We start from the raw sequence: 20,226 nt of genomic DNA, 5'->3' as shown, positions 1-20,226 counted from the left end.
CTGGCCGATGTCTCAAACCGCAGCCATAAAAAAAGCCCCGTTAATACGGGGCTTTGTCGATCTGTTCATCATGCCAGTCAGAAAATTACCAGATATCGCGTCCGGCGGCCTCAGCCTGAGCCAGCCACACCGGTTTCTGGCTGGTTTTACACCAGACACGGTGCAGATAACTGTAAAACCGCGCGCGATCGTCGCGCAGTAACATAATCGGTAATGCCAATAAGCCGATCACGATAACGGCGATGCGTCGTGTAATTATTTTTAGTGAAGAGTAGTTTTCATACATGTTCGGCCCTCCCTCTTGCGTATGTGCTGCGAAAGTAAATGTGATCTGGCTCTAATATTACGCCCGGAGCTGTACAATTACTACTCATCAGACCAGAATTGTTGTGCTTTTTTTAATCACGCCAGACGACAGCACACGGAAAAGAAAAACGCGCTCAAAAAGGCCATAAAAAAAGGCGCTGACCAGCAGCGCCTTTCACACAGTAACGGGAAATTATCAGGCGTTTTTTAACACTTCACTGACGATCTCTACCGCTTCTTTTTCGATCTTTTCGCGATGCTCAGCGCCGAGGAAGCTTTCACAGTAGATTTTGTATGCATCTTCGGTGCCCGAAGGACGCGCAGCAAACCAGCCGTTTTCCGTCATCACTTTCAGTCCGCCAATTGCCGCGCCGTTACCTGGTGCTGCGGTCAGACGTGCAATGATTGGATCGCCTGCCAGCGTGTCAGCACTGACCATTTCTGGTGACAGTTTAGACAGCGCCGCTTTCTGTGCGGAGGTCGCAGAGGCCTGCAGGCGATTATAGCTTGGTGCACCAAAACGCTCAGCCAGCTCATCATAGTGCTGCTGTGGGTTTTTGCCGGTAACTGCGGTGATTTCAGCGGCTAACAGGCAAAGAATGATGCCATCTTTGTCAGTTGACCACGGCGTACCGTCGAAGCGCAGGAATGAAGCGCCAGCGCTCTCTTCGCCGCCAAAACCAAAGGTGCCATCGTGCAGGCCATCCACGAACCACTTAAAGCCAACCGGCACTTCTACCAGCTTACGGCCAATATCGTTAACCACACGATCGATCATCGCGCTCGATACCAGTGTTTTACCGACCGCAACGTCTTTGCCCCACTGCGGGCGATGCTGGAACAGATAGTTAATCGCTACCGCCAGGTAGTGGTTCGGGTTCATCAGGCCCGCCGGCGTAACGATGCCGTGACGGTCGTAGTCAGGATCGTTGGCGAAGGCGAGATCGAATTTATCACGCAGCGCCAGCAGGCCTGCCATGGCAGATTCGGATGAACAGTCCATACGAATCACGCCGTCTTTATCAAGGTGCATAAAGCGGAACGTCTGATCGACAGCATCGTTCACAATGGTGAGATCAAGATTGTAGAACTCTGCGATGCGCTGCCAGTAAGCGATACCGGAACCGCCTAATGGATCAACACCGATTTTCAGACCCGCTTTCTGAATGGCTGGAATATCGATAACCTGCGCCAGGCCTTCGATGTAAGGCTGGATCAGATCTTGTTCCTGAATACGTCCGCTGGCCCAGGCTTCGCTCAATGGCAGACGCTTAACCTCTTTCAGGCCGTTAGCGATCAGCTGGTTAGCACGATCTTCCACCACTTTGGTCACGTTGGTATCAGCCGGTCCGCCGTTAGGTGGGTTGTACTTGATACCGCCATCTTCCGGTGGGTTATGCGAAGGCGTGATAACGATGCCATCAGCCTGTGCGCCAGCCGCTTTGTTATGCTCGAGAATCGCATTGGAAATAGCAGGCGTTGGCGTATAGCCGTTATCCTGCTGCACAATGATATCCACGCCGTTCGCTGCCAGTACTTCCAGCACGGAGATGATAGCGGGCTCGGAGAGCGCGTGCGTGTCTTTACCGACGTAGCACGGGCCAGTAATGCCGTTCTTCTGACGCTCTTCAGCAATTGCCTGCGCAATAGCCAGAATATGCATTTCGTTGAAGCTCTGGCGTCCCGCGCTGCCGCGATGGCCGGAGGTGCCAAATTTCACCGCATGTTCCGGATTGCCCAGCTCGGGCTGAAGGACATAATACTGAGATGTTAACTGTGCAACGTTAATCAAATCGCTCTGCTGAGCAGGTTGCCCAGCTCTTGGGTGACTGGCCATTGGCGCTTCTCCCTGACGCTTCGGTTAAATGGTGCCGCAGACTTTGTCAGTCAGTTCCTGTGGGAACTGCATGGACTGCATGATGTGTTCGATCATGCTGCCTTTGCGGCCTGTGTTGGTATTCGTAATGACCCAGTACGGAGTGCCGGGAACATGTTTTGGCTTCGTATGGGTGCCGTGCTGTAAAAGCGTTTGCTGATCGCCAGCAAAATAGACGCGCGTCCGGCCCTGCAAAGAGGCGGTCGCATCAGCAAAAGCTTTAGGATCAAGACGATATAAAGTTGACAAAATCAGCATAAAACGGCTCACCGCCTTATTCTGTTCTGCGTATTCATCAGACAGCAGCATTTCACGCACAGCCCGTACGCGATCCTGCGGACGCGATTCCTCTTTTTCCGCAACAGCCGGCGAGCCAGCTACCACCGGGGTGGTTTTTACCGGTGCGCTTTGACCTGCGGTAAATTTCAGCATGCGCCGTAAAATGTCGGAGGCGCTTTCACCAATGTGCTGTGTGTGGCTGGCAATATAGCGATACAGCTCTTCGTCGACTTCAATCGTTTTCATCTTTATCCGTACGGTTTTAACGAGTGGCAGAACCAGTCCATCCTGGAGTGTGACATCAGTACGCAATGCGCTGCAAAATGTGACCTGGTTCTAACATAAGGATTATAAAGTTAAATCCTGAGGGTCGGTAGCGCTGACGTCGCCAGAAGACAAAAGTCAGAATATGCCTTATTCGCGCGGCGCCCTTTTCCAGGACAAGTAAAAAACATGATACCCTAAGCCTTCGTCCCCGCCGTAAGAACTTTGCCATGAATTTGAATGCTCGCTTGCAAACTGAACAATCTGCGCCCCAATGCACGCCACTGCTGTTAATCCACGGCCTGTTTGGCAGCCTGGATAACTTAGGCGTGTTGGCGCGCGGCCTGCGCGATAGGCGTCAGGTGATCCAGGTTGACGTGCGCAATCATGGGCTGTCCCCGCGTTCAGATCAGATGAGCTATGCCGCCATGGCAGCTGATATGTTCGATACGCTGGATACGCTGGGCATTGAGAAAGTATCGGTGATTGGTCACTCAATGGGCGGAAAAATTGCTATGACCATGGCATCGCTGGCCGCGGCGCGCGTTGAGCAACTGGTGATGATCGATATTGCGCCGGTGGATTATCAAACGCGCCGTCATGACGCCATTTTTGCCGCGCTTAACGCGGTGACGGCAGCGGGAGTGGAACAGCGTGCTCAGGCCGCCGAGCTCATGCGCCAGTACATCGATGAAGAGGGCATTATTCAGTTTTTACTGAAGTCTTTTCACGCCGGTGAATGGCGTTTCAATGTGCCGGTTTTGTGGGACAACTATGCTGCTATCTCTGGCTGGAACAGCCTGCCCGCCTCGCCGCATGCTGCACTGTTTATTCGCGGCGGCGATTCTTCCTATCTGGATAACGCCTATCGCGACACACTGCTGGCGCAGTTTCCGCACGCGCGAGCCCATGTGATTGCCGATGCAGGACACTGGGTGCACGCAGAGAAGCCCGATGCGGTGCTGCGCGCCGTGCGCCGGTTTTTAGCTCTGCCAGCATAAATGTCTGTCGAAGCGGGAAATAATTGTTCCCTGCGCTACAGCTGGGTTATTATACCGCGCTAAAATTTACCGGCATCAGGTAAATCGGCTCATTTCAGTTACACTTTGACAGGTTCACCCTCGTCATCCTTTCACTATCGCGAAGCTATGGCAAAAGAAAACACGGACCGCACCACACTCGATCTGTTCGCAGATGAACGTCGACCGGGTCGGCCAAAAACCAGTCCGCTGACGCGTGATGAACAGCTCCGTATCAACAAGCGAAACCAGCTAAAACGCGATAAAGTGCGCGGCTTGCGTCGTGTTGAGCTGAAAATGAACGCCGATGCGGTTGATGCACTTAATGAGCTGGCCGATCGGCGGCAGATGAGCCGCAGCGAGTTGATTGAAGAGATGATCATGGCGCAATTAAAGCTATAGTCATCGCCGCGCGAGGGGAAGAACGCACAAAGCGACAAATGCACGGGCTTTGTGAGTTCCGCCCTCTCCGCCTCTCTGCTATCATTGCGTTTATCTGTGAATAAAATTCACCACCAATTAATTACGTTTCAAGAGGTTATCAAGCGCATGGCAATCGTAGGCATTTTCTTCGGCAGCGATACGGGCAATACCGAAAACATTGCAAAGATGATTCAGAAGCAACTCGGTAAAGACGTTGCAGAAGTTCATGACATTGCCAAAAGCAGCAAAGAGGACCTCGAAGCGTTCGATATTCTGCTTTTAGGCATTCCGACCTGGTATTACGGCGAAGCGCAGTGCGACTGGGACGACTTTTTCCCGACGCTGGAAGAAGTGGATTTCAATGGCAAACTGGTGGCGCTGTTTGGCTGTGGCGATCAGGAAGATTACGCAGAATACTTCTGTGATGCGCTGGGCACTCTGCGCGATATCATCGAACCGAACGGCGCGGTTATCGTCGGTCACTGGCCAACCGAAGGTTATCACTTTGAAGCTTCTAAAGGCCTGGCGGACGATAAGCACTTCCTTGGTTTAGCTATTGATGAAGATCGTCAGCCAGAGCTGACCAACGCACGCGTGGACGCGTGGGTAAAACAAATTTCTGATGAGCTTCATCTGCAGGAAATTATTGAGGCGTAAGCTGAACGCTCAATGTGGGCGCTGGCTCACATTGAGCAGATGGATTTTCCTATGGAAATAATAGATACATATTTGTAACTTTAATCGGCAAATCTGTAGAATACCCCCATCGGTCACACGCTTAATCATCTTAACCATAAAAGTGTTGGTGGTAAGCGAAATGTTAACATATGCTTGCAGCATGATTTCTTCGGACGTAGCGACATTTCTCCTTACATCCAACTGAGTTTTCAGGCTTCCCCTGTAGTTTTCATTTCGATGCTTGAATTTTATAATGAGACACAATTCGTCTAAACGTCGACCGATGTTCAGGGCTTTTCAGCCACATTGTGACTAGCAAAGTAACAGGACAATATCCGCATGACTGACAACAACTCCGCATTAAAGAAGGCCGGCCTGAAAGTCACGCTTCCTCGTTTGAAGATTCTGGAAGTGCTTCAGGAACCTGAAGGCCATCACGTCAGCGCGGAAGATTTGTATAAACGCCTGATTGATATGGGCGAAGAGATTGGTTTAGCGACCGTTTATCGCGTGCTGAACCAGTTTGATGATGCCGGTATCGTAACCCGCCATAATTTTGAAGGCGGCAAATCGGTATTTGAGCTGACGCAGCAGCATCATCACGATCACCTGATCTGCCTCGACTGTGGCAAGGTCATTGAGTTCAGCGATGAATCTATCGAATCGCGTCAGCGCGATATCGCCACGCGTCATGGCATCAAACTCACTAACCACAGTCTCTATCTGTACGGCCACTGCTCAACCGGCGACTGCCGTGAAGATGACACGCTGCACGATAAGTAAGTTCGACTCAGTAGCGTCATAAACCGGTGAATACACCGGTTTTTTTACGCCTGAATTCAGGCACACAACGTTTCCTGCAGATAACGCCAGCGCGGGTTAGCCGTAGAACAGTCAAGAATCGCCACCGCAATGCGCTTCTGGGTTTCACCATTGCGCATCTGTAACTCGCAGTACTGAATTACCACGTCAGTGCCATTCTGTGACAGGATTTCATACTCCCCGGTCGCAATACGCACCCCTTCCCGCTGGCCTTTCAAGCCACGAAACAGCGCTTCCATCGCGGTCAGAGAGAGTCGCTGCCCGGCAGGCGTAATCAGCATAAAAGAGGGGTGAAAGTAAGAGAGGAAAAGATTAAGCGTTTCTTCGGATTCGGAAGCGTTATTAAATATTCTTTCGATCAGCTGGTGCACCACGACCACGCTATGCTTCGCTTCCTGGACCATATCTGTCATTACCTGTTCCTGCTTCTCTCGGTAGAATTAAGTGCGCATAGCCTACCTTAAAAAGAATATTTAACACCCGGAGATTGATTAATTTTTGTTAACTGAGTGGGTATTTTTAACAGCGACCAGCGGCTGTGTTTGCTAGGCAGGCATAAAAAAAGGAGCGAATCCTCGCTCCTTTTTAACATTCATTCAGTTACAGGTATTATTCGCCTGTTTTAGCCCAGGTATCACGCAGGCCAACGGTGCGGTTAAACACCAGGTTAGATGGCGTTGAATAGACGCTGTCCGCACAGAAGTAGCCTTCCCGCTCGAACTGATGCGGTGTTGTTACCGCCACGTTGCGTAAGCCAGGCTCAACAAATCCCTGCCTGATAACCAGTGAATCTGGATTAATCGTCGCCAGGAATTCGTCCGCTGCGCCAGGATTCGGCACGCTGAACAGCCGATCGTACAAACGGAATTCCGCAGCCTGCGCATGCACCGCGGACACCCAGTGAATCACGCCTTTTACTTTGCGGCCATCAGCAGGATCTTTGCTCAGCGTATCGGTATCACAGGTGCAGTAGATGCAGGTGATATTGCCTTCTTCGTCTTTGGCAATGCGTTCAGCACGAATGACATACGCATTACGCAGGCGCACCTCTTTGCCCAGAACCAGACGCTTATACTGCTTATTGGCTTCTTCGCGGAAATCGGCGCGATCGATCCAGACTTCGCGGCTGAAAGGCACTTCGCGCGTGCCCATCTCCGGCTTATTCGGATGATTCGGCATGGTGATGATCTCTTCGTGCGTTGATGGCAGATTCTCAATCACCACTTTCAGCGGATCCAGAACCGCCATTGCACGCGGCGCGTTCTCATTCAGATCGTCACGAATACAGGATTCCAGCGAGGCCATTTCAACGATGTTGTCCTGTTTGGTCACGCCGATACGGCGGCAGAACTCGCGAATAGACGCAGACGTGTAGCCACGACGACGCAGGCCTGAAACGGTCAGCATGCGCGGATCGTCCCACCCTTCCACCACATTTTCGGTGACCAGCTGGCTCAGCTTGCGCTTCGACATGATGGCGTATTCAAGGTTGAGCCGCGAAAACTCATACTGACGCGGATGCACAGAAATGGTGATGTTATCCAGCACCCAGTCGTAAAGGCGGCGGTTATCCTGAAACTCCAGCGTACACAGTGAATGCGTAATGCCTTCCAGCGCATCAGAAATGCAGTGCGTAAAATCGTACATCGGGTAGATGCACCATTTGTCACCGGTCTGATGGTGAGTGGCGAACTTGATACGGTAAATCACCGGATCGCGCATCACAATAAAGTTAGAGGCCATATCGATTTTCGCCCGCAGGCAGGCAGTGCCTTCCGCGAACTCGCCGTTACGCATTTTTTCAAACAGCGCGAGGTTCTCTTCCACGCTGCGATCGCGATAGGGACTGTTTTTACCCGCAGAAGTCAGCGTACCGCGATACTCACGGATCTGCTCCGGCGTCAGCTCATCAACATACGCCAGGCCTTTATTGATCAGCTCAATAGCATACTGATGCAACTGGTCAAAATAGTTAGAGGAATAGCAAATCTCACCACTCCACTGAAAGCCCAGCCACTGGACGTCCTGCTTGATCGACTCAACGAATTCGATATCTTCTTTCGCCGGGTTCGTGTCATCAAAGCGCAGATTACATTCGCCCTGATAATCCTGCGCGATACCAAAGTTCAGGCAGATCGATTTTGCATGGCCAATGTGCAGATAACCATTAGGCTCCGGTGGAAAACGGGTATGCACACGTTCGTGCTTACCGCTCGCCAGATCTTCATCAATAATCTGACGAATAAAGTTAGTTGGGCGGGCTTCAGCCTCACTCATCTCAATTTCCTCAACGCGAATGTCTGTGATTTGCACCACGAAATAACCGGTATGATCCACAAAGCGGAGATGGGAAACAACCGTTTGTTCGTTGAATCCCATAAAAAAGGGCAGGAAAGTGTTCCTGCCCTGGCGTGACGTTTTAGCTGATTAGCCTTTGACCTCAAACAGTGGCGTTTCCCCCGCCACAACCTGCTGTCCTGCCAGCAACGTAATACCGGCAAAATCATCGATATTGCTGATGACAACCGGACTAACCATGGAGCGGGCATTGGCGTTCAGAAACGCCAGATCCATCTCCAGTATCGGCTGGCCTGCGGTCACAACGGCGCCCTCTTCCACCAGCCGGGTAAAGCCCTGTCCTTGCAACGCCACGGTGTCGAGCCCCATGTGCACCACAATCTCAAGATCATCATCGGTGGCCAGACAGAAAGCGTGATTGGTGTTGAAAATTTTAACGATGGTGCCAGCAATTGGCGCCACTACCGTACTGCCGGTGGGCCGAATGGCCACACCCTCGCCTACGGCTTTGCTGGCGAACGCCTCATCTTCAACCTTCTCCAGCGCAACGACCTCGCCACTCACCGGCGCCACCAGCGTGGCAATCACCGTTTTATCGACGTTTCTTACCGCCTGCGGTGCCGGTTCTGCCACGGTAGCGGGAACCGCGGTCGATGCGGCAACCGGTCCTTTAGCCAGCACGTTTTTCATAGCAGAGGCGATGGCTTCGGCGCGCGTGCCCACGATAATCTGCACGCTCTGCTTGTTAAGACGAATAATGCCAGAGGCACCCAGCCGCCTGGCTACGCTTTCATTCACGGTGGCCGCATCTTTGACGTTCAGGCGTAAACGGGTAATACAGGCATCAATACTGGTCAGGTTATCTGAACCGCCCACCGCGCTGATATAACGACGAGCCAGCGTTTCGGTCTCGCTTTCGCCATTCGTTTTCGTGTCGATATTAACGTCATAGCCGTCACTTTCATCGCCCACTACGGCCAGTTCGCGACCAGGCGTCATCAGGTTGAACTTTTTGATGGTAAAACGGAAAACCACATAATAAAGCACGAAGAAGACGATGCCCTGCGGAATCAGCATGTACCAGTGGGTGGCCAGCGGGTTACGCGTCGACAGGACCAAATCCACTAGCCCGGCGCTGAAGCCAAAACCAGCAATCCAGTGCATGCTGGCGGCGATGAACACCGACACGCCAGTCAAGAAGGCGTGGATAACATAGAGCACTGGTGCCACAAACATGAAAGAGAATTCCAGCGGCTCGGTAATACCGGTAAAAAAGGCGGCAAAGGCAGCGGCTAACATAATGCCCGCAACTTTGGCGCGATTTTCTGGCCTGGCGCAGTGATAGATCGCCAGCGCAGCGCCCGGCAGGCCAAACATCATAATCGGGAAGAAGCCCGCCTGATAACGACCGGTGATGCCGACGATGCCTTTACCGCTTTCGATAGATTGCGCGCCGCCGAGGAAATTAGGAATGTCATTAATACCCGCAACATCAAACCAGAACACCGAGTTCAGCGCATGATGCAGGCCGACCGGAATCAGCATGCGGTTAAAGAAGGCGTAGATGCCCGCGCCCGCCGAGCCCATTTTCTGAATATGTTCGCCAAAGCCCACCAGGCCATTAAAGATTACCGGCCAGATATACATCAGAATAAAGGCGACCACGATCATCAGGAATGAGACCAGAATCGGTACCAGTCGACGTCCGCTGAAGAATGAGAGCGCCTTCGGCAGTTCAACCTGGCTGAAGCGATTGTAAACCTCAGCAGAGAGCACCCCAACAAGGATGCCAACAAACTGGTTGTTGATTTTGCCAAAGGCCGCCGGCACCTGCTCAACGGGTATTTTTTGAATCATCGACACCGCTGCCGGTGAACAGAGTGTCGTCACCACCAGAAAGCCGACAAAACCGGTCAGTGCTGCCGCGCCATCCTTATCTTTTGACATGCCGTAAGCGACACCAATCGCAAATAGCACCGACATATTCTCAATAATTGCCGCGCCCGACTTAATCAGTAAAGCGGCAAAGGCATTGCCGGCACCCCAACTGTCAGGATCGATCCAGTATCCGACGCCCATCAATATTGCCGCCGCCGGTAACGTTGCCACCGGCACCATCAGCGCCCTGCCAACCCGTTGTAAGTAACCTAGCATTTACCCTTCCCCCTGTGAGCCGAACCGGTACCTGAAGTTGTTTGTTTTTTTGTCACCATCTTCAGGCATTTTCATGACACTACACACCACGCTGCGCAGTGTAAAAAGAAATTAATTCGCTTCGCAAATTAAAGCGCGCTTTGTGTGATAGTTATCACCTAAATATGTTTATTAGGACACTTACTAATGGCCTGCAGACAAAACTTATTTTATTATTAAAAATAACAAGGCGTAAAAATGTCTGCTGTACGGCTACTTCCGCTGCTATTGGTAGATTAACGTCACGAATCCTTTCCAACTAAACTTGTCTTCTCCATTTATTTGAGGTGCCGCATGAGACTGATTCCACTATCTTCCGCCAGCGACGTGGGCAAATGGGCCGCGCGCCACATCGTTAACCGTATCAACGCGTTTAACCCCACCGCCGATCGCCCTTTTGTCCTTGGCCTGCCAACCGGCGGCACGCCACTTGAAGCCTATAAATATCTTATTGAGATGCATAAAGCGGGCCAGGTTAGCTTCAGGCATGTGGTGACGTTCAATATGGATGAGTATGTTGGCCTGCCGGAGTCACATCCGGAAAGTTACCACACATTCATGCACCGCAATTTCTTTGACCACGTTGATATTGCAAAAGAAAATATCAATCTTCTTAATGGCAATGCCCCGGACATTGACGCAGAATGTCGCCAGTACGAAGAGAAAATTCGCGCTTATGGCAAGATCCATCTGTTCATGGGCGGCGTCGGCAACGATGGTCATATTGCTTTCAATGAACCGGCCTCATCGCTGGCCTCCCGCACGCGCATCAAGACCTTAACGCATGACACCCGCGTGGCGAATTCACGCTTCTTTGACGGTGACGTCAGCCAGGTGCCGAAATATGCGCTGACCGTGGGCGTTGGCACGCTGCTTGATGCCGAAGAGGTGATGATTCTGGTTACTGGTCATGTCAAAGCCCAGGCGCTACAAGCCGCGGTCGAAGGCAATGTGAATCACATGTGGACCATCAGCTGTTTGCAGCTGCATGCCAAATCGATTGTGGTATGCGATGAGCCGGCCACCATGGAATTGAAAGTCAAAACAGTAAAATATTTCCGCGAGATGGAAGCGGAAAATATGAAAAACCTTTGAACACATCGATAATTATCCGGGCTTCGCTAAACGCATCTGCCTTAAGGGGTGCGTTTTAGTTACCCGGAATTGTCGGGAGAGAAAATATGTATGCTCTGACCAATGGCCGCGTTTTTACCGGTCATCACGTTCTTGATAACCATGCTGTCGTCATCGCTGATGGCCTGATCGACCGCGTTTGTCCGTTCACTGAGCTGCCCGCAGGAATTGAGCAACGCGATGTCCAGGGGGCGAATATTACCCCTGGCTTTATCGATCTACAGCTTAACGGCTGTGGTGGCGTGCAGTTCAATGACGACATTGAGGCCATCAGCCTCGATACACTGAACACCATGCAAAAAGCCAATGAAAAATCGGGCTGCACCAGCTTCCTGCCGACGCTGATTACCAGCACCGATGCGCTGATGAAGCGTGCCATTGACGTAATGGGTAGCTGGCTGGCTGAACATCGCCATCAGGCGCTGGGCCTGCATCTGGAAGGGCCGTGGCTTAACGTGATTAAAAAAGGTACCCACAATCCTGATTTGATTCGCACGCCCGATCCGGCATTAGTTGATTACCTTTGCCAGCATGCAGAGGTCATCAGCAAGGTCACGCTGGCGCCAGAAATGGCGGGCTCGGCGGTGATTGAGCAGCTTGTGGCTGCAGGTATTGTGGTTTCGGTTGGCCACTCAAATGCTACTTATGAGCAAGCGCAGGCAGGCATTGGCGCCGGTGCCCGTTTCGCTACCCATCTTTATAATGCTATGCCGCCGATGATTGGCCGCGAGCCTGGTCTCGCTGGCGCGCTGTTCGACGCGCCTGACGTTTACTGCGGCATTATCGTTGATGGACTTCACGTGCATTACGCCAATGTGCGCAATGCCAAACGTCTCAAAGGCGATAAGCTGGTATTGGTCACCGATGCCACCGCCCCGGCAGGCGCAGAGATTGACCAGTTCATTTTTGCAGGAAAAACAATATACTATCGCGACGGACTCTGCGTTGATGAAAACGGCACGCTCAGCGGTTCAGCGTTGACCATGATTGAAGCGGTCAAAAACTGCGTTGAACAGGTTGGCATTGCACTGGATGAAACGGTGCGCATGGCGACGCTTTATCCGGCACGGGCAATCGGCGTTGATCGGCAGTTAGGCACTATAGAAGCGGGAAAAGTGGCTAACCTTACTGTTTTTACACGCGATTATCGAATTACCAAGACTATCGTTAACGGCGACGAAGTCCTCAGCGAGTAAGTATTGAATGACCACTGGCGGCCAGGCACAAATCGGAAATGTTGATCTCGTTAAACAACTCAACAGCGCGGCCGTCTATCGGCTGATCGATCGGCAAGGGCCGATTTCACGTATTCAGATTGCGGAACTGAGCCAGCTTGCGCCCGCCAGCGTCACAAAAATTACCCGCCAGCTGATTGAGCGCGGCCTGATCAAAGAGGTCGAGCAGCAGGCCTCCACCGGCGGACGACGCGCCATCTCTATCGTCACCGAAACCCGCGGCTTTAATACCATCGGCGTGCGCCTCGGCCGCAATGATGCCACCCTGACGCTGTTCGACCTGAGCGGTAAATCCCTTGCGGAAGAGCATTACCCTTTGCCTCAGCGCACGCAGGAAACGCTGGAAAATGCGCTGTTCGACATCATTGCGCAATTTAAAGAGCTTTATCAGCGCAAGCTGCGTGAACTGATTGCCATTGCCGTGATTCTGCCCGGACTGGTAGATCCTGATAAAGGCGTAATCCGCTATATGCCGCATATCACCGTTAGCCACTGGCCGCTGGTCGCTAACCTGAAAAAAAGATTCAGCGTCACCAGCTTTGTCGGTCACGATATTCGCAGCCTGGCGTTAGCAGAGCATTATTTTGGTGCATCTCGCGACTGCGCCGACTCTATTTTAGTGCGTGTCCACCGTGGAACCGGTGCCGGCATTATCACCAACGGCCATATTTTTCTCGGCAGTAATGGCAATGTCGGTGAGATTGGTCATATTCAGGTCGATCCTTTGGGTGAGCGCTGCCATTGCGGCAATTTCGGCTGCCTGGAAACCATCGCGGCCAACGGTGCCATAGAAAACCGCGTGCGCCATCTGCTACAGCAGGGCTATTCCAGCTCATTAACGCTGGATAATTGCCAAATGGCCGCCATTTGCAAAGCGGCTAATAAAGGTGATGCGCTGGCCTGCGAGGTGATTGGCTTTGTTGGACGCTATTTAGGCAAGGCGATCGCCATTGCCATCAACCTGTTTAACCCACAAAAAGTGGTGATCGCAGGTGAAATCACCGATGCTGGTAGGATATTGCTGCCCGCAGTGGAAAGCTGCATTAATACTCAGGTACTGAAGGCATTCCGCAAAAACTTGCCAGTGGTACGTTCCGAACTCGATCATCGCTCAGCTATTGGCGCTTTTGCCCTGGCGAAACGCGCGATGCTCAATGGCCTTCTTTTACAACACCTGTTGGAAGAGTAACTGCGCCTTTTACGATGGATAAAACCAAGATGATTAAAAATGTAATCTGCGATATTGATGGCGTGCTGATGCACGACAACACCGCTGTGCCAGGTGCAGGCGAGTTTCTGATGCGCATCGTTGAAAAAGAGATGCCGCTGGTTCTGCTGACCAACTACCCTTCCCAAACCGCGCAGGACCTGGCCAACCGCTTTCTTTCTGCTGGCATAGAACTGCCCGCTTCCGCTTTTTATACTTCGGCCATGGCAACCGCAGATTTCCTCAAGCATCAGGAAGGTAAAAAGGCGTATGTGGTCGGTGAAGGCGCGCTGATCCACGAACTTTATAAAGCAGGCTTTACCATTACGGATATCAATCCTGACTTTGTCATCGTGGGTGAAACCCGCTCCTTTAACTGGGACATGATGCACAAGGCGGCGTTTTTCGTGGCCAATGGTGCACGCTTTATCGCTACCAACCCGGATACGCATGCGCGTGGCTTTGTGCCCGCCTGCGGTGCTCTGTGTGCCGGTATCGAAAAAATCTCGGGCCGTCGGCCTTTCTATGTCGGTAAGCCGAGCCCGCTTATCATTCGCGCTGCACTGAACAAAATGCAGGCGCATTCGGAAGAGACGGTCATTGTCGGCGATAATTTACGCACCGATATCCTTGCGGGTTTCCAGGCGGGGCTCGAAACCATTCTGGTGCTTTCGGGCGTTTCTACGCTAAGTGATATTGATGCCATGCCATTCCGGCCAAACTATATCTATCCCAGCGTGGCGGATATCGATCTGTTCTGAAACCAACCTGGCGCCGCCAGGTTTTTTTTGGTCTTTATGCTGGCTACTTTTCATACTCAACGCCACTTTTATTGCCGAATCCTCAATGAAATGCCAATAAAATTAGATAAAATCTAATTTTATCACCTCTGCAACAGCCTTTTTATCAGCAAATCGCTAAAACAGTTGCATCATCGGGGGGAAATAGCGCATTTTCTTATACATCACGCAGTCATTCGCGCTGCTTCATACAAAGACGTTATGACAACATCACCTCAGCGGTGAGAGCCAGGAGTAAGATATGTGTTCGATTTTTGGTGTTCTGGATTTAAAAAGCGATCCTACCGAGCTGCGCAAAAAGGCGCTTGAGCTGTCACGTCTGATGCGCCACCGCGGCCCGGACTGGTCCGGCGTATATGCTGATGATAACGCGATTCTGGCTCACGAACGCCTTTCTATTGTTGATGTAAACAATGGCGCTCAGCCGCTGTATAACGCAGCGCATACCCATGTGCTGGCGGTGAACGGTGAAATTTATAACCACCAGGCGTTGCGTGCTGAACTGAGCGATCGCTATGAATTCCAGACCGGCTCCGACTGTGAAGTGATTCTGGCGCTTTATCAGGAAAAAGGTGTCGACTTCCTCGATGAGCTGGAAGGCATGTTTGCCTTTATTCTCTATGACAGTGAAAAACAGACCTGGCTGATCGGCCGCGACCACATCGGCATAATTCCGCTCTACATGGGCAACGATGAGCACGGCAACCTGTTTGTCGCCTCAGAGATGAAATCGCTGGTGCCGGTATGCCGCTCGATCAAAGAGTTCCCGGCCGGTAGCTACATGAGCAGCACCGACGGCGAAATTCACCGTTATTACCAGCGCGACTGGATGGAATATAAAAACGTTGAGCACAACGTTACCGATGCTGGCGTGCTGAAAAACGCGCTGGAAGATGCGGTGAAAAGCCACCTGATGTCTGACGTACCTTATGGCGTGCTGCTTTCTGGCGGCCTTGACTCCTCGATCATTTCCGCAGTGACCAAACGGTTTGCGGCCAAGCGCGTGGAAGATCAGGATAAGAGCGAAGCCTGGTGGCCTCAGCTGCACTCGTTTGCGGTAGGACTGGAAGGTTCGCCGGATCTCAAAGCCGCCAAAGCGGTGGCTGAGCATCTTGGCACCGTGCACCATGAGATCCATTTCACCGTGCAGGAAGGCCTTGATGCTATCCGTGACGTGATCTATCACATTGAAACCTATGACGTCACTACGATTCGCGCTTCAACGCCAATGTATCTGATGTCGCGTAAAATCAAAGCGATGGGCATCAAAATGGTGCTGTCGGGCGAAGGCGCGGATGAAGTATTCGGTGGTTATCTTTATTTCCACAAGGCGCCAAACGCTAAAGAGTTCCACGAAGAGAACGTACGTAAGCTGATGGCATTGCATATGTACGACTGCGCACGCGCCAACAAGGCGATGTCCGCCTGGGGCGTGGAAGCGCGCGTGCCGTTCCTGGATAAGAAATTCCTTGATGTGGCCATGCGCATCAACCCGGCCGACAAGCTGTGTGGCAGCAACGGTAAAATGGAAAAGCATATCCTGCGTGAATGTTTCTCCTCTTATTTGCCGGAAAGCGTCGCCTGGCGCCAGAAAGAACAATTCTCTGACGGCGTTGGCTACAGCTGGATCGACTCGTTGAAAGTGGTGGCCGCGCAGGAGGTCAGCGATCAACAGCTGAAAACGGCGCACTTCCGTTTTCCTTACAACACGCCTGGCTCCAAAGAAGCTTATCTCTATCGTGAGATCTTTGAAGAGTTGTTCCCGGTTCCGAGCGCTGCTGAGTGCGTTCCGGGTGGCCCATCCGTTGCCTGTTCATCAGCCAAAGCGATCGAGTGGGACGAAGCGTTCAAAAACATGGATGACCCGTCAGGCCGTGCGGTGGGCGTTCATCAGTCAGCTTACTGATCGCTCTGTTACGATGTGCAGCGGGCCAGCAATGGCCCGTTAATCTGGCAGAAAAACAGCTGCAACAATGAATTTTGTTTAATATTCGACCATGCTGGTTATAAGCCAGACAAACAATCGCATCAGGGTAAAAAACGGGAAAAAACTTGTTGACGCTTTTAGGTCAACTCCGCATAATGCGCCCCGCAACGCCGATGAAGGTAGCGCGAAAAAAGATGGCTACGTAGCTCAGCTGGTTAGAGCACAGCACTCATAATGCTGGGGTCACAGGTTCGATTCCCGTCGTAGCCACCATCTTTTTTGCGGGAGTGGCGAAATTGGTAGACGCACCAGATTTAGGTTCTGGCGCCGCAAGGTGTGCGAGTTCAAGTCTCGCCTCCCGCACCATTTCAGTCATCGGTTTGCACGGATGGGGTATCGCCAAGCGGTAAGGCACCGGTTTTTGATACCGGCATTCCCTGGTTCGAATCCAGGTACCCCAGCCATTTTTTCTGGTGAGTTCACGGGTACGTGTACGAATTGGGATATCGCCAAGCGGTAAGGCACCGGTTTTTGATACCGGCATTCCCTGGTTCGAATCCAGGTATCCCAGCCAATCCAGAGCAGTACAATAATTTGGCTACGTAGCTCAGCTGGTTAGAGCACAGCACTCATAATGCTGGGGTCACAGGTTCGATTCCCGTCGTAGCCACCATATTATTGGGGTGTCGCCAAGCGGTAAGGCACTGGTTTCTGATACCAGCATTCCGGGGTTCGAATCCCTGCACCCCAGCCATACTAAGATGTAAAAAATTTGATTTAACACCTATTGGGGTGTCGCCAAGCGGTAAGGCACTGGTTTCTGATACCAGCATTCCGGGGTTCGAATCCCTGCACCCCAGCCAAATCAAGTAAAAAACCCGCTTCGGCGGGTTTTTTATTGGTTGCTATTTATTGACAGGAGCCGCCGCAATTAGCCCGGCTCCCCTGCGCTTAAAGCCCCAGAGCGTAACGCAGCGCCTTACGCTTCATCACGCCAGCATTCTGCGCCGCCATCAGACCTATATTTCTTAACGCCTTTAACGGCCCCAGCTGATTACTGAAGGCAAAGTAGAACAGATCCATACCGCTTTGCATCAGCATATTGTCGCGCTGACGCTGACGCTGATAACGCAGCAGCACCGGCTGCGTCCACCAGGCTTCAGCTGCGTTGCGCGCGGCCAGCAACACGTCAATCAAGGCATCAACATCGCGATAGCCCAAGTTCACTCCCTGCCCGGCCAGCGGATTGATGGTATGCGCGGCATCGCCCACCAGCGCAAGGCCCGGCAGCACATATTGCGTGGCGTGTCGGCGCACCAACGGAAAACTGGCCGCCGCCACCGGCGTGAAATTCCCCAGCCTTGCCGGAAAGTGCGTTTTAATCTCTTTGCTTAGTTGATCCATTGAGAGTGTCTGCAACTGGCGCAAGCGTGACGGTTTGTCATACCACACCAGCGAAGCCCACTCATCAAAAAGCGGCAGAAAAGCGCGTGGGCCGTCAGGCGTAAACTTCTGCCAGGTGGTATCGCCAACAGGCTGCGCGCAGCGACCACTGATCAGCATACATGACTGTGCATAGTTCCAGCCATGAATGCCGATGCCCGCCAACTGCCGCACCTGTGAATTGGCCCCGTCGGCGCCTACCACCAGATTGGCATGAATCTTCTGATCGTTATCCAGCGTCAATTCCCAGCCGGCATTTTTCTCCTGCAGTGACTGCAGTGTCGCTGGCGCGCGCAGGGTGACATTATCCTGCTGCATCTGCTGCCAGAGCGCCCACTGCAGCACGCGGTTTTCCACCATATATCCCAGCTCCGGCAAGCCCAAAGAAGCAGCATCAAACGAAACCTTCGCCGTCTGCCACTCCCATGTTTCCAGCTTGCGATAAGGCGCCAGGCGCATTTCCTGCACCGCCTGCCAGACATTAAGCTGTTTCAACAGATCTACCGAGCGGCAGCTGATGGCTGAAATACGCAGGTCGGGATCGCTGCTGCGATCGAATTCAGTCGGCACGTCGCGGTCCAGCACGATAACCTTAAAGCCGTGCTGTGCCAGCCCGCAGGCCAGCGCACCGCCCACCATGCCGCCACCCACGATCGCGACATCATATTGTTCAGGCTGCATTGTTTTTTCCTTCTAAGAAAGCGCCACCGTTAAGACCGAATGTTCTGACGGGTATCATGAAAGTGTACCGGAAAAATAGCAGGCAAACAGAAAAGCCACTGCACTGGTCACAACAGCAGCAAAGCATTACAATACGCGCCCTGCACTTCTCTGCACTAAATCAATGGCCAGTCTGATGACGAAAAAATTGCACATAAAAACCTGGGGCTGTCAGATGAATGAATATGATTCATCGAAGATGGCCGATCTGTTGGATAGCACGCACGGCTATACGCTGACCGACAACGCTGAAGAAGCGGATGTCCTGCTGCTTAATACCTGTTCTATTCGCGAAAAAGCGCAGGAAAAGGTCTTCCATCAGCTGGGACGCTGGAAATCGCTGAAAGAGCGTAACCCCGATCTTATCATCGGTGTTGGCGGCTGCGTCGCGTCACAGGAAGGCGATCACATTCGTCAACGCGCTAACTATGTTGATATCGTGTTTGGGCCGCAGACGCTGCATCGCCTGCCGGAAATGATCAACACCGTACGCGGCTCAAAAAGTCCGGTCGTGGATATCAGCTTCCCGGAAATTGAAAAATTTGACCGTCTGCCGGAACCGCGTGCCGATGGCCCAACCGCCTTTGTGTCCATCATGGAAGGCTGTAATAAATATTGTACGTTCTGCGTGGTGCCTTATACCCGCGGTGAAGAAGTCAGCCGTCCCAGCGATGACATCCTGCTTGAGATCGCTCAGCTGGCGTCTCAGGGCGTTCGCGAGGTGAATCTGCTGGGTCAGAACGTTAATGCGTATCGCTGCGAAACCTTTGATGGCGGCATGTGTACCTTTGCCGATCTGCTGCGTCTGGTTGCCGGCATTGATGGTATCGACCGCATTCGTTTTACCACCAGCCATCCTATCGAATTTACCGACGATATTATCGAGGTGTATCGCGATACGCCGGAGCTGGTTAGCTTCCTGCATTTACCGGTACAAAGCGGCTCGGATCGCATCCTGACGCTAATGAAACGTGCCCATACCGCGCTGGAATACAAAGCTATCATTCGTAAACTGCGTGCGGCGCGTCCTGATATTCAGATCAGTTCCGATTTTATCATTGGCTTCCCTGGCGAAACCCAGGACGACTTTGAAAAGACCATGAAACTGATTGCCGACGTTAACTTCGACATGAGCTTCAGCTTTATCTACTCGGCGCGTCCGGGCACGCCGGCAGCCGATCTGCCGGATGACGTCAGCGAAGAAGAGAAAAAGCAGCGCCTGTATATTCTGCAGGACCGTATCAATCAGCAGGCGATGTCCCTGAGCCGTCACATGATGGGCAGCGTTCAGCGTATTCTGGTTGAGGGACTGTCGCGTAAAAACGTGATGGAACTTTCTGGCCGCACAGAGAACAACCGTGTTGTGAATTTCGAAGGCTCGCCGGAGATGATCGGTAAATTCGTTGATGTTGAAATCGTTGACGTCTATGCCAACTCGCTGCGCGGTAAAGTGATACGCACAGAAGAAGAGATGGGATTACGTCTCATGGAAAGCCCCGCTTCGGTGATTGCCCGCACCCGCAAAGAAAATGAGATTGGCGTAGGCCAGTTCCAGCCGTAATAGAAAATTTGCGGCGCATCACCCTGATGCGCCGCGAGTTT

General features: G+C 52.3%; 17 protein-coding genes and 7 tRNA genes. 17 read left to right on the top strand and 7 right to left on the bottom strand.

The annotated features are described in order from the left end of the window. Positions 1–85: 85 nt before the first annotated feature. The 3 genes from EM595_RS05490 to seqA all read right to left on the bottom strand — a co-directional run bounded on the left by EM595_RS05490 (position 86) and on the right by seqA (position 2,707). Positions 86–286, bottom strand: coding sequence for a YbfA family protein (locus EM595_RS05490; protein ID WP_067428715.1), 201 nt, complete (start codon positions 284–286; stop codon positions 86–88). A gap of 216 nt (positions 287–502) precedes the next feature. After that, positions 503–2,143: a phosphoglucomutase (alpha-D-glucose-1,6-bisphosphate-dependent) gene (gene pgm, locus EM595_RS05485; RefSeq protein ID WP_067428712.1), complete on the bottom strand. Its 1,641-nt coding sequence runs from the start codon at positions 2,141–2,143 to the stop codon at positions 503–505. A 24-nt stretch (positions 2,144–2,167) separates the two neighbouring features. Next, positions 2,168–2,707, bottom strand: coding sequence for a replication initiation negative regulator SeqA (seqA, locus tag EM595_RS05480; RefSeq protein ID WP_067428709.1), 540 nt, complete (start codon positions 2,705–2,707; stop codon positions 2,168–2,170). A 248-nt stretch (positions 2,708–2,955) separates the two neighbouring features. Between seqA and ybfF the strand changes: the two genes are divergently transcribed. The 4 genes from ybfF to fur all read left to right on the top strand — a co-directional run bounded on the left by ybfF (position 2,956) and on the right by fur (position 5,628). Continuing rightward, positions 2,956–3,726, top strand: a complete 771-nt coding sequence (ybfF, locus tag EM595_RS05475; protein ID WP_067428706.1) for an esterase — start codon at positions 2,956–2,958, stop codon at positions 3,724–3,726. Positions 3,727–3,873: 147 nt separating this feature from the next. Next, entirely contained in the window at positions 3,874–4,146 is a 273-nt protein-coding gene (gene ybfE / locus EM595_RS05470; protein ID WP_067428703.1) for a LexA regulated protein, read from the top strand. A gap of 147 nt (positions 4,147–4,293) precedes the next feature. After that, complete coding sequence (gene fldA, locus EM595_RS05465) at positions 4,294–4,824, top strand: flavodoxin FldA (RefSeq protein WP_067428700.1); 531 nt, start codon at positions 4,294–4,296, stop codon at positions 4,822–4,824. A 360-nt stretch (positions 4,825–5,184) separates the two neighbouring features. Beyond that, positions 5,185–5,628: a ferric iron uptake transcriptional regulator gene (gene fur, locus EM595_RS05460; protein ID WP_067428697.1), complete on the top strand. Its 444-nt coding sequence runs from the start codon at positions 5,185–5,187 to the stop codon at positions 5,626–5,628. A gap of 56 nt (positions 5,629–5,684) precedes the next feature. Here fur and EM595_RS05455 read toward each other — a convergent pair whose 3' ends face one another. From EM595_RS05455 to nagE, 3 genes are all read right to left on the bottom strand, one after another. Beyond that, positions 5,685–6,080: a hypothetical protein gene (locus EM595_RS05455; RefSeq protein ID WP_067428695.1), complete on the bottom strand. Its 396-nt coding sequence runs from the start codon at positions 6,078–6,080 to the stop codon at positions 5,685–5,687. Positions 6,081–6,276: 196 nt separating this feature from the next. After that, a complete protein-coding gene (gene glnS / locus EM595_RS05450; RefSeq protein ID WP_067435209.1) occupies positions 6,277–7,944 on the bottom strand; it encodes a glutamine--tRNA ligase in 1,668 nt (555 codons plus the stop codon). A gap of 150 nt (positions 7,945–8,094) precedes the next feature. Continuing rightward, a complete protein-coding gene (gene nagE / locus EM595_RS05445; protein ID WP_067428693.1) occupies positions 8,095–10,119 on the bottom strand; it encodes an N-acetylglucosamine-specific PTS transporter subunit IIBC in 2,025 nt (674 codons plus the stop codon). Positions 10,120–10,452: 333 nt separating this feature from the next. Between nagE and nagB the strand changes: the two genes are divergently transcribed. From nagB to EM595_RS05385, 12 genes are all read left to right on the top strand, one after another. After that, complete coding sequence (gene nagB, locus EM595_RS05440; RefSeq protein WP_067428691.1) at positions 10,453–11,253, top strand: glucosamine-6-phosphate deaminase; 801 nt, start codon at positions 10,453–10,455, stop codon at positions 11,251–11,253. Between the two features lie 86 nt (positions 11,254–11,339). Continuing rightward, positions 11,340–12,488 carry an N-acetylglucosamine-6-phosphate deacetylase gene (gene nagA, locus EM595_RS05435; RefSeq protein ID WP_067428689.1) on the top strand — a complete coding sequence of 383 codons (1,149 nt, stop codon included), beginning with the start codon at positions 11,340–11,342 and terminating at the stop codon, positions 12,486–12,488. A gap of 7 nt (positions 12,489–12,495) precedes the next feature. Then, positions 12,496–13,716 (top strand): DNA-binding transcriptional regulator NagC, encoded by a 1,221-nt coding sequence (gene nagC / locus EM595_RS05430; protein WP_067428686.1) that lies wholly within the window; start codon positions 12,496–12,498, stop codon positions 13,714–13,716. 29 nt (positions 13,717–13,745) lie between these two features. Beyond that, positions 13,746–14,495, top strand: coding sequence for an HAD-IIA family hydrolase (locus tag EM595_RS05425; RefSeq protein WP_067435206.1), 750 nt, complete (start codon positions 13,746–13,748; stop codon positions 14,493–14,495). A gap of 280 nt (positions 14,496–14,775) precedes the next feature. Next, positions 14,776–16,440, top strand: coding sequence for an asparagine synthase B (gene asnB / locus EM595_RS05420; protein WP_067428683.1), 1,665 nt, complete (start codon positions 14,776–14,778; stop codon positions 16,438–16,440). A gap of 217 nt (positions 16,441–16,657) precedes the next feature. Then, positions 16,658–16,734: transfer RNA gene (locus EM595_RS05415), tRNA-Met, on the top strand. Positions 16,735–16,742: 8 nt separating this feature from the next. Next, a tRNA-Leu gene (locus EM595_RS05410) sits at positions 16,743–16,827 on the top strand. A 23-nt stretch (positions 16,828–16,850) separates the two neighbouring features. Beyond that, positions 16,851–16,925, top strand: a tRNA-Gln gene (locus EM595_RS05405). Between the two features lie 35 nt (positions 16,926–16,960). Beyond that, a tRNA-Gln gene (locus EM595_RS05400) sits at positions 16,961–17,035 on the top strand. A 22-nt stretch (positions 17,036–17,057) separates the two neighbouring features. Further along, a tRNA-Met gene (locus EM595_RS05395) sits at positions 17,058–17,134 on the top strand. Positions 17,135–17,140: 6 nt separating this feature from the next. Continuing rightward, positions 17,141–17,215: transfer RNA gene (locus EM595_RS05390), tRNA-Gln, on the top strand. 34 nt (positions 17,216–17,249) lie between these two features. Then, positions 17,250–17,324 (top strand) — tRNA-Gln (locus EM595_RS05385). An 88-nt stretch (positions 17,325–17,412) separates the two neighbouring features. Here the strand turns inward: EM595_RS05385 and ubiF are convergent. Further along, the gene (gene ubiF / locus EM595_RS05380) at positions 17,413–18,585 is read right to left on the bottom strand and encodes a 3-demethoxyubiquinol 3-hydroxylase (protein WP_067428680.1); all 1,173 of its coding nucleotides are present in this window, start codon (positions 18,583–18,585) and stop codon (positions 17,413–17,415) included. A gap of 175 nt (positions 18,586–18,760) precedes the next feature. On the opposite strand from ubiF, the gene miaB reads away from it, so the two are divergent. Continuing rightward, the gene (miaB, locus tag EM595_RS05375) at positions 18,761–20,185 is read left to right on the top strand and encodes a tRNA (N6-isopentenyl adenosine(37)-C2)-methylthiotransferase MiaB (RefSeq protein ID WP_067435203.1); all 1,425 of its coding nucleotides are present in this window, start codon (positions 18,761–18,763) and stop codon (positions 20,183–20,185) included. The last annotated feature ends 41 nt before the right edge of the window (positions 20,186–20,226 follow it).

The organism is Duffyella gerundensis (genome assembly GCF_001517405.1).
Classification (GTDB): Bacteria; Pseudomonadota; Gammaproteobacteria; order Enterobacterales; family Enterobacteriaceae; genus Duffyella; species Duffyella gerundensis.
The sequence above is the reverse complement of the archived record's forward strand: the minus strand, read 5'-3'. Positions and strand labels throughout refer to the sequence as shown.

What these genes read in the sequence shown, in the direction of transcription:
- EM595_RS05490 (WP_067428715.1), bottom strand. Translation starts at nt 286, where the DNA reads ATGTATGAAAACTACTCTTCACTAAAAATAATTACACGACGCATCGCC.
- pgm (WP_067428712.1), bottom strand. Translation starts at nt 2,143, where the DNA reads ATGGCCAGTCACCCAAGAGCTGGGCAACCTGCTCAGCAGAGCGATTTG.
- seqA (WP_067428709.1), bottom strand. Translation starts at nt 2,707, where the DNA reads ATGAAAACGATTGAAGTCGACGAAGAGCTGTATCGCTATATTGCCAGC.
- ybfF (WP_067428706.1), top strand. Translation starts at nt 2,956, where the DNA reads ATGAATTTGAATGCTCGCTTGCAAACTGAACAATCTGCGCCCCAATGC.
- ybfE (WP_067428703.1), top strand. Translation starts at nt 3,874, where the DNA reads ATGGCAAAAGAAAACACGGACCGCACCACACTCGATCTGTTCGCAGAT.
- fldA (WP_067428700.1), top strand. Translation starts at nt 4,294, where the DNA reads ATGGCAATCGTAGGCATTTTCTTCGGCAGCGATACGGGCAATACCGAA.
- fur (WP_067428697.1), top strand. Translation starts at nt 5,185, where the DNA reads ATGACTGACAACAACTCCGCATTAAAGAAGGCCGGCCTGAAAGTCACG.
- EM595_RS05455 (WP_067428695.1), bottom strand. Translation starts at nt 6,080, where the DNA reads ATGACAGATATGGTCCAGGAAGCGAAGCATAGCGTGGTCGTGGTGCAC.
- glnS (WP_067435209.1), bottom strand. Translation starts at nt 7,944, where the DNA reads ATGAGTGAGGCTGAAGCCCGCCCAACTAACTTTATTCGTCAGATTATT.
- nagE (WP_067428693.1), bottom strand. Translation starts at nt 10,119, where the DNA reads ATGCTAGGTTACTTACAACGGGTTGGCAGGGCGCTGATGGTGCCGGTG.
- nagB (WP_067428691.1), top strand. Translation starts at nt 10,453, where the DNA reads ATGAGACTGATTCCACTATCTTCCGCCAGCGACGTGGGCAAATGGGCC.
- nagA (WP_067428689.1), top strand. Translation starts at nt 11,340, where the DNA reads ATGTATGCTCTGACCAATGGCCGCGTTTTTACCGGTCATCACGTTCTT.
- nagC (WP_067428686.1), top strand. Translation starts at nt 12,496, where the DNA reads ATGACCACTGGCGGCCAGGCACAAATCGGAAATGTTGATCTCGTTAAA.
- EM595_RS05425 (WP_067435206.1), top strand. Translation starts at nt 13,746, where the DNA reads ATGATTAAAAATGTAATCTGCGATATTGATGGCGTGCTGATGCACGAC.
- asnB (WP_067428683.1), top strand. Translation starts at nt 14,776, where the DNA reads ATGTGTTCGATTTTTGGTGTTCTGGATTTAAAAAGCGATCCTACCGAG.
- ubiF (WP_067428680.1), bottom strand. Translation starts at nt 18,585, where the DNA reads ATGCAGCCTGAACAATATGATGTCGCGATCGTGGGTGGCGGCATGGTG.
- miaB (WP_067435203.1), top strand. Translation starts at nt 18,761, where the DNA reads ATGACGAAAAAATTGCACATAAAAACCTGGGGCTGTCAGATGAATGAA.